We start from the raw sequence: 8,757 nt of genomic DNA, 5'->3' as shown, positions 1-8,757 counted from the left end.
CCGGGCGGCCTGGAATCGCACCCAGGATCACGCGCATGCCAAAGGCTTCAGCCAGGCGCGCAACGGCACCGCCCAATTCACCATGGCCCAGCAGCCCGAGGGTTTTGCCTTCCAGTTCGACGATCGGATAGTCCAGCAGGCAGAACTGCTTGGCTTGTTGCCAGTGCCCCGCCTGCACATCCCGTTGATAGTCGTTCAGGCGCGTCGCCAGGTTCAGCAGCAGCATGATCGTATGCTGCGCCACCGATGGCGTGCCGTAACCCTGGCAATTGCTCACGGTAACGCCGTGGGCGCGGGCGGCAGCGAGGTCGACGTTGTTGGTGCCGGTGGCGGTCACCAGGATCAGCTTCAGCTCGGGGCAGGCCGCCAGGGTCTCGGCATTCAGCGCGATCTTGTTGCTGATCGCCACCTGCGCGCCTTGCAGGCGTTCGATAATGTTTTCGGGTGTGGTCTGCTGGTGCAGGCTCAGTTCGCTGAAGAGTGCCTGCAACCCGCTGAGGTCCAAGTCCCCGAGGTCCAGGGAAGGGTGATCAAGGAAGACGGCGCGGCGATTGTTCGTCATCAACTGTACCTTTTGCGGCGGGATTCGAAGGCGTAATCTGCCGAGCCTATCAGATGAAATAATCAGTTACTTCCTGGAGTGTGCATGTACCTCACCGAGTTCTTGACCGTGGCACTGATTCACCTGTTGGCGGTGGCCAGCCCTGGCCCGGATTTCGCCGTGGTGGTACGTGAAAGCGTGACCCATGGCCGACGGGCCGGCACCTGGACGGCGTTGGGCGTCGGTTCGGCGATTTTCCTGCACGTGGGGTATTCGCTGCTGGGCATCGGCTTGATCGTGTCCCAGTCCATCGTGCTGTTCAATGCGCTGAAATGGGCGGCGGCGGCCTACCTGCTGTACATCGGCTTCAAGGCCCTGCGCGCCCAGCCGGCCAAGCCTGCCAGTGAAGAAGACCTGCACCTGGAAGCGGGCGAGCGCACTGCCCGTGGTGCGTTTACCTCAGGGTTTGTCACCAACGGCTTGAACCCCAAGGCCACGCTGTTCTTCCTGTCGCTGTTCACCGTGGTGATCAATCCCCACACGCCGTTGGCGGTCCAGGCCGGTTACGGCGTGTACCTGGCCGTGGCGACCGCGATCTGGTTTTGCCTGGTGGCCATGCTGTTCAGCCAGCAACGTGTACGCGCCGGTTTTGCACGCATGGGCCACTGGTTCGACCGCACCATGGGCGCGGTGCTGATTGCCATCGGTGTGAAGCTGGCCTTTACCAGCATGAAATAAGCCGGATGCTGGCTCAAAGCTAGCATTCATTGGGTGCTGCAAATCATTCCTTTGGCTGATTTGGCTGAAACATAAGCGCTCTAAAGTGCAGATGTTTCAGCCAAGACCGTGCAGTCAGATAAGGGATTCGTATGTTGCAGACTCGTGTTATCCCGCCCGCCGAAGGCGCCTACCAATACCCGCTGTTGATCAAACGCCTGTTGATGTCCGGGACACGCTACGAGAAGACCCGGGAAATCGTCTACCGCGACCAGTTGCGTTACACCTATCCGACCCTGATCGAGCGCGTCGCCCGCCTGGCCAATGTGCTGACCGAGGCCGGGGTCAAGGCCGGTGATACCGTGGCCGTGATGGACTGGGACAGCCATCGCTACCTGGAATGCATGTTTGCCATCCCGATGATTGGTGCGGTAATCCACACCATCAACGTGCGCCTGTCCCCGGAACAGATTCTGTACACCATGAACCACGCCGAGGACCGCTTTGTGCTGGTCAACAGCGAGTTCGTGGGGCTCTACCAGGCCATCGCCGGCCACCTCACCACCGTCGACAAAACCCTGCTGCTCACCGACGGCGCGGACAAAACCGCCGAGCTGCCCAACCTCGTGGGTGAGTACGAAACGTTGCTGGCGGCGGCGAGCCCCCGCTATGACTTCGAGGATTTCGACGAAAACTCCGTCGCCACCACCTTCTACACCACCGGCACCACGGGCAATCCCAAGGGCGTGTACTTCACCCACCGCCAACTGGTGCTGCACACCATGGGCGTGGCGACCATCATGGGCAGCGTCGACAGCGTGCGGCTGTTGGGCACCAACGACGTCTACATGCCGATCACTCCGATGTTCCACGTGCACGCCTGGGGCCTGCCGTATGTGGCGACCATGCTCGGCCTGAAGCAGGTTTATCCAGGCCGCTACGACCCCGAATACCTGGTGGAGCTGTGGCGCAAGGAGAAGGTCACCTTCTCCCATTGTGTGCCGACCATCCTGCAAATGGTGCTCAACGCCAAGGCCGGCCAGGGCGTGGATTTCGGCGGCTGGAAAATCGTCATCGGTGGCAGCGCCCTCAATCGCTCACTGTATGAAGCCTCCAAGGCCCGCGGGATCCAACTGACAGCGGCGTACGGCATGTCCGAGACCGGGCCGCTGGTGTCCTGTGCCCACCTCAATGAAGAACTGATGGCCGGCACCGAAGACGAACGCACCACCTACCGCATCAAGGCCGGCGTACCCGGGCCATTGGTGGAAGCGGCGATCATCGATGGCGAGGGCAACTTCCTGCCCGCCGACGGTGAATCCCAGGGCGAGCTGGTGCTGCGCGCGCCATGGCTCAGCGAAGGCTATTTCAACGAGCCGCAGAAGGGCGCCGAGTTGTGGGCCGGCGGCTGGATGCACACCGGCGATGTGGCCACCCTCGATGCCTTCGGCGTGATCGATATTCGCGACCGCATCAAGGACGTGATCAAGACCGGCGGCGAGTGGATCTCCTCGCTGGCCCTTGAGGACCTGGTCAGCCGCCACCCGGCGGTACGCGAAGTAGCGGTGGTGGGGATTGCCGACCCGCAGTGGGGTGAGCGCCCGTTTGCGTTGCTGGTGGTGCGTGATGGCCATGTGATAGGGGCCAAGGAGCTCAAGGAACATCTCAAGCCATTCGTGGAATTGGGCCACCTGAGCAAGTGGGCGATTCCAAGCCAGATCGCCGTTGTTACGGAAATTCCCAAGACCAGTGTCGGCAAGCTCGACAAAAAACGTATCCGTATCGACATCATTGAATGGCAGGCCAACAACAGCACCTTCCTCTCCACCCTCTGACGCTGCTTGCCGTGCCCTCGCGGGCACGGCAGCGCTCTAGTCCAAGCCTTCACTTGTGATTTGCCAATTTTCAGCCATCCTTCCGTCGCTGACCTTCGTCAGCATGGCGAAAAGGACTGTGGCAGACGGGTTGGTGATGCAAATCACACTTTAGAGGGATCAAGCGCTACCCCCTGCTGGCTATAGTCCATCCCAGAGTTTTTCAAGGTGCGGTGCTGTGAACCTGGCGGGTTCATCTGTTCGCCCGGCATTGGAATCGTTGTATTCCGGCCGTTACAAGCCCTTAGAAACGACTCACTGCCATAACAATAATGCACATGGAGTAGCGTCGATGATCTCAGCACACCAGTTCTGGCGCCGGGCAAAACTGCCTTTGGCCGTCAGCCTCGCCTCTACGCTCGCCGGGCCCGCATTCGGCGTCAGTTTCAACATCGGTGAAATCGAAGGCAGCTTCGACTCGTCCCTGTCGGTCGGGGCCAGTTGGTCGACGGCGGGTCGCAATAAAGACCTGATCGGTGCCAACAACGGTGGCAGGGGGTTGTCGCAAACCTCGGATGACGGTCACCTGAACTTCGACAAGGGTGATTCCTTCTCGAAGATCTTCAAAGGCATTCATGACCTTGAGTTGAAATACGGCGACACCGGCGTGTTTGTCCGGGGCAAGTACTGGTATGACTTCAAGCTTAAAGACGACGACCTCGATTTCAAGAACATCAGCGACAACAACCGCCCAACAGGCGCCCGATCTTCCGGCGGGCAGATTCTCGACGCCTTCGTCTACCACAACTACTCGATTGGTGATGAACCGGGTTCCGTACGGTTGGGCAAGCAGGTAGTGAGCTGGGGTGAGAGCACGTTCATTGGTGGCGGTATCAACGCCATCAACCCGATCGACGTGGCTGCATTCCGTCGTCCGGGAGCCGAGATCAAGGAGGGCCTGATTCCGGTCAACATGTTCTACCTGTCGCAAACGCTGACCGACAACCTGTCGGCTGAAGGCTTCTATCAGATCGGTTGGGACAAGACCGTGACCGATAACTGCGGCACGTTTTTCTCGCAGCCCGACATCATTACCACCGGCTGTAACGATAATTTGCGGGTGTTGAACAAGCGTTCCACGATCAACCCGGCCGCTTTGCCGAGCTTGGCCGCCTTGGGCGTCGACGTTAATGACGAGGGCGTCCTGGTGCGCCGCGGTCCGAACCGTAACGCACGTGACGGCGGCCAATACGGCGTCGCAATGCACTACAACTTTGAGCCGCTGGACACCGAGTTCGGCGCCTACTACATGAACTACCACAGCCGTGCGCCGATTTTCAGTGCAACTGGCGCGCCTCAGTCGGTCTACGACAGAGCCAGGCCTTTGGGTCAGGCAGCTGCACTGGTGGTGGCGGGCAACTCGCAATACTTCGTTGAGTATCCGGAAGACATCCACCTCTTTGGCTTGAGTTTCTCCACCACGTTGCCTACCGGCACGGCATGGAGCGGCGAGTTGAGCTACCGGCCCAACGCGCCTGTGCAGTTGAACTCCACCGACATCCTGTTTGCCGGCGTTCGCCCTCTGGGCTTCCCGGTGCTCAAGGATGCTTCGTTGTTAAGCGGTGTACCAGGCCAGGATTTGCATGGTTATCGCCGTAAGGAAATCACTCAACTCCAAACCACGTTCACCCACTTCTTTGACCAGGTCATGGGCGCCAGCCGCCTGACGCTGGTGGGCGAAGTCGGTATGACCTATGTCGGCGGGTTGGAGAGCAAGTCCAAGGTTCGCTATGGCCGTGATCCGGTGTTTGGCCCGGGTACCCTGCCTAACGGCGCGTGTGCGGCATTGAACAACTCTACCGCCCAAGGTGCTGGCCTTCCCAATGCCAGCGGCCTGAACACCAGTTGCAACAACGACGGCTTCACTACTGCAACTTCGTGGGGCTACCGTGGCCGTGCGATCTGGGAATACCCGGATGTGTTTGCCGGCGTCAACCTCAAACCCAACGTGGCCTGGTCCCATGACGTTAAGGGTTACTCGCCTGGCCCTGGCGGTAACTTCGAGGAAGGCCGCAAGGCGATCAGCCTCGGGCTGGACGCCGAGTACCAGAACACTTACACCGCGAGCCTGGCCTACACCAACTTCTTTGGTGGCGACTACAGCACCGTGGACGACCGCGACTTTGTCGCCTTGAGCGTTGGCGTGAACTTCTAAGCACACTCTCTTTAAACAGTATGTTTTAAGGAAGAACCAGAACATGAAAATAACTAAAAATCTGTTGCAGGTGGGTGTGCTGGGGCTGTCGATCATGGCGGGTAGCGTCATGGCGGCGGTCTCGGCGGATGAAGCCGCCAAGCTCGGCACGACCCTGACCCCGATGGGCGCTGAAATGGCCGGTAACGCGGCCGGCACCATCCCTAAATGGTCGCCGCTGCCCACCAACGCCGGTGCCGTGGATGCCCGTGGCTTCCTCGCCAACCCATACGCCAACGAACAACCGCAATTCACAATCACCGCGCAGAACGTCGAGCAGTACAAGGACAAGCTGGCACCGGGGCAGTACGCGATGTTCAAGCGCTACCCCGACACCTTCAAGATGCCGGTCTACCCGACCCATCGCGGCGCCACGGTGCCAGCTGATGTGTTCGCCGCCATCAAGAAAAACGCCACCAGCACCAACCTGGTGTCCGGCGGCAACGGCCTGGAAAACTTTGAAACCGCCGTACCGTTCCCGATTCCGAAAAGCGGCGTTGAAGTGATCTGGAACCACATCACCCGCTATCGCGGCGGCAGCGTGACCCGCCTGGTGACCCAGGCCACGCCGCAAACCAACGGCTCGTTCAGCCTGGTGTATTTCCGTGATCAGTTCGTGTTCCGCGACAAGATGAAGGACTACGACCCGAAAAACCCGGGCAACATCCTGTTCTACTTCAAGCAGCAAGTGACTGCGCCGGCACGTCTGGCCGGTGGTGTGCTGCTGGTGCACGAAACCCTCGACCAGGTGAAAGAGCCGCGTTCGGCGTGGGTCTACAACGCCGGCCAGCGTCGTGTGCGCCGGGCACCGCAAGTGTCGTATGACGGCCCGGGTACCGCCGCCGACGGCCTGCGTACCTCCGACAACCTCGACATGTTCAACGGTGCACCGGACCGCTACGACTGGAAACTGGAAGGCAAGAAGGAACTGTACATCGCCGAAAACAGCTACAAGCTTGACGATCCGAAGCTCAAGTATGTCGACATCATCAAGGCCGGCCACATCAACCAGGACCTGGCGCGCTACGAGCTGCGCCGCGTGTGGCATGTGGTTGCAACCCTGAAGGAAGGCCAGCGCCATATCTACGCCAAGCGTGACTTCTTCATCGACGAAGACACTTGGCAAGCCGCGGTCATCGACCACTACGACGGTCGTGGCCAGCTGTGGCGCGTGGCGGAAGCCCATGCCGAGAACTACTACGACAAGCAAGTGCCGTGGTACGCCCTCGAAACCCTCTACGACCTGCAGTCCGGCCGCTACCTGGCCCTGGGCATGAAGAACGAAGAGAAACAGGCCTATGACTTCGGCTTCACCGCCACCACCAGCGACTTCACCCCGGCGGCCCTGCGCCAGGATGGTGTTCGCTAACTTGCTGTAAACGAGGCCGCATCCTCGAAGAAGCCCCGACTGGTTCGGGGCTTTTTTTTGCCGGACCACTGTGGCGAGGGAGCTTGCTCCCGCAGGGATGCGTAGCAGCCCCAAAAACGGGAGCGCTGCGCACTCCAGCGGGAGCAAGCTCCCTCGCCACAGAGTGTCGGTCGTTACAGAAGAAGTCCGGATATTTTTTGTTGTAGTCTTTTTCAGACAAATGTTGCAAAGATCTACAAAGCTGCCGCTTTTACCGCTAGTCTGCGGACATCTGCAATGCCGACAACAGCCTTCTACAAGAGCCCGGCGATGACTGATCTGTCCCGAATTCAAGGGCCTGCCAGCGCGGTGATTCCGACCCTGGAAGGGCGCTTCTATCGACCCCCACTGCCTGACGGCTACGTGTTGCGACCGCGCCTGTGCGAACGGCTGAGTGAAGGGTTGGCCGGGCGTCTGTTGCTGGTCAGCGCCCCGGCCGGGTTCGGCAAGAGTTCGCTGGCGGTGGAGTTCTGCCAGAGCCTGCCGGCCCACTGGCAAAGCCTGTGGTTGGGGCTAAGTCCCCGGGACAACGACCCGGGACGTTTTCTTGAACGCCTGCTCGACGGCTTGCAGCAATACTTCCCGCAGTTGGGCGCCCAATCCCTGGGCCTGCTGAAAATGCGCCAGCGTCACCAACCCTTCGCCTTTGAAGAATGGCTCGACGGCCTGCTGGATGAACTGACGGTGCATCTGTCGACCCAGGCGCCGCTGTTGCTGGTGCTGGATGACTACCATCTGGCCCAGGGCCCGGTACTCGACCGCTGCCTGCAATTTTTCCTCAATCACCTGCCCGACGGCCTGCTGGTGCTGGTCACCAGCCGTCAGCGTCCCGACTGGCACCTGGCCCGACTGCGCCTGTCCCGGCATTTGCTGGAACTGCACGAGCAGGACCTGCGCCTGACTCACGGCGAATCCCTGGCGCTGCTGGATCGCCACAGCAGTTCATTGCGTGGTGAAGCCCTGGATAACCTGATCCGGCGCAGCGAAGGCTGGGTGGCCGGCCTGCGTTTCTGGCTGCTGGCGGCTTCCGAGGCCGGCAGCGAAGGTACGCTGCCCCAGGGTTTGCACGGCGGGGAAGGGCTGATCCGCGATTACCTGCTCGAAGAAGTCATCGACTGCCTGCCCTCGGAAGTCCAGGCGTTCCTCTACGACACCGCGTCCCAGGAGCGCTTTTGCAGCGAGCTGTGCGACGCCGTGCGCGAGGCCCACGACAGCACGGAAATCCTGCGCTACCTGCAAGCCCACCAGGTATTCCTGGTGCCGCTGGACGAGCAGGGCCATTGGTACCGTTATCACCATCTGTTTTCCGACCTGCTGCGCACCCGGCGCGCGAGCAATGCCGTGTTGCCGGCAGCCAGCCTGCACCTGCGGGCCTGCCGCTGGTTCAATGCCCAGGGCTTGATCGACGAGGCAGTGGAGCAGGCGCTGCGTGCGGGTCACCTGGATGTGGCGGCAAACCTGGTGCAAAACCTGTCCGAAGAGCAACTGCTGGCGGAGCAGAATGTCGGCATGCTGCTGCGCTGGAAAATGGACTTGCCCGACAGTTTGCTGATGAGTACGCCACGCCTGATCGTACTCTACAGCTGGGCGTTGGGCCTGGCCTGCCAGCTGGATGCGGCGCAGGAACTGGCCAGCCACCTCAGCCGTTTTTTACCGGCCCCGTCGGCCACCGCGCAAAAGTCGATGCTGGCGCAATGGCTGGCCCTCAGCGGGATTATTGCCCGGGGCCGTGGTGATCGTGAGCTGACCCAGTCGTATTGCAGCGAGGCTCTGGAAAGCCTGCCGCACAAACGCTATGGCCAGCGGTTGATGTGCCTGTCGACCCTGTCCAACCTGGCCATTGTCGACGCCGACCTGTGGCGCGCCCGCGGCCTGAACCGCGAATCCCTGGAGTTGGCGCAGCGGGTCGGCAATCCATTGTTTGAAGCGCTGGCCCATTACGACCGAGCGCGCGTACTGCAGGCCCGTGGCGAGATCCTGCGGTCGCTGGATGAAGTGCGCCAGGGCCTGCAACGTTTGCAAG

Annotated in this window: 5 protein-coding genes and 1 pseudogene; 5 read left to right on the top strand and 1 reads right to left on the bottom strand. The window is 60.8% G+C overall.

Annotated features, from left to right (window positions below; all coding sequences use genetic code 11):
- Window positions 1-562 (bottom strand): NAD(P)-dependent oxidoreductase (locus HX846_RS11290; protein ID WP_306173113.1); only part of this gene is annotated, 562 nt, incomplete at its 3' end.
- 84 nt (window positions 563-646) lie between these two features.
- On the opposite strand from HX846_RS11290, the gene HX846_RS11285 reads away from it, so the two are divergent.
- The 5 genes and pseudogenes from HX846_RS11285 to HX846_RS11265 all read left to right on the top strand — a co-directional run.
- Complete coding sequence (locus tag HX846_RS11285; RefSeq protein ID WP_003216169.1) at window positions 647-1,279, top strand: LysE family translocator; 633 nt, start codon at window positions 647-649, stop codon at window positions 1,277-1,279.
- 131 nt (window positions 1,280-1,410) lie between these two features.
- A complete protein-coding gene (locus tag HX846_RS11280; protein ID WP_134327311.1) occupies window positions 1,411-3,093 on the top strand; it encodes a fatty acid--CoA ligase in 1,683 nt (560 codons plus the stop codon).
- A gap of 331 nt (window positions 3,094-3,424) precedes the next feature.
- Entirely contained in the window at window positions 3,425-5,287 is a 1,863-nt protein-coding gene (locus HX846_RS11275; RefSeq protein ID WP_178965398.1) for a DUF1302 domain-containing protein, read from the top strand.
- 43 nt (window positions 5,288-5,330) lie between these two features.
- Window positions 5,331-6,695 carry a DUF1329 domain-containing protein gene (locus HX846_RS11270; protein WP_003216172.1) on the top strand — a complete coding sequence of 455 codons (1,365 nt, stop codon included), beginning with the start codon at window positions 5,331-5,333 and terminating at the stop codon, window positions 6,693-6,695.
- A 309-nt stretch (window positions 6,696-7,004) separates the two neighbouring features.
- Window positions 7,005-8,757: pseudogene (locus HX846_RS11265) on the top strand (helix-turn-helix transcriptional regulator); the annotation flags it as partial.

This window comes from Pseudomonas sp. K5002 (assembly GCF_013386655.1).
GTDB lineage: Bacteria > Pseudomonadota > Gammaproteobacteria > Pseudomonadales > Pseudomonadaceae > Aquipseudomonas.
The sequence above is the reverse complement of the archived record's forward strand: the minus strand, read 5'-3'. Positions and strand labels throughout refer to the sequence as shown.

Coding starts and splice junctions, on each gene's coding strand:
- HX846_RS11285 (WP_003216169.1), top strand. CDS start 647: ATGTACCTCACCGAGTTCTTGACCGTGGCACTGATTCACCTGTTGGCG.
- HX846_RS11280 (WP_134327311.1), top strand. CDS start 1,411: ATGTTGCAGACTCGTGTTATCCCGCCCGCCGAAGGCGCCTACCAATAC.
- HX846_RS11275 (WP_178965398.1), top strand. CDS start 3,425: ATGATCTCAGCACACCAGTTCTGGCGCCGGGCAAAACTGCCTTTGGCC.
- HX846_RS11270 (WP_003216172.1), top strand. CDS start 5,331: ATGAAAATAACTAAAAATCTGTTGCAGGTGGGTGTGCTGGGGCTGTCG.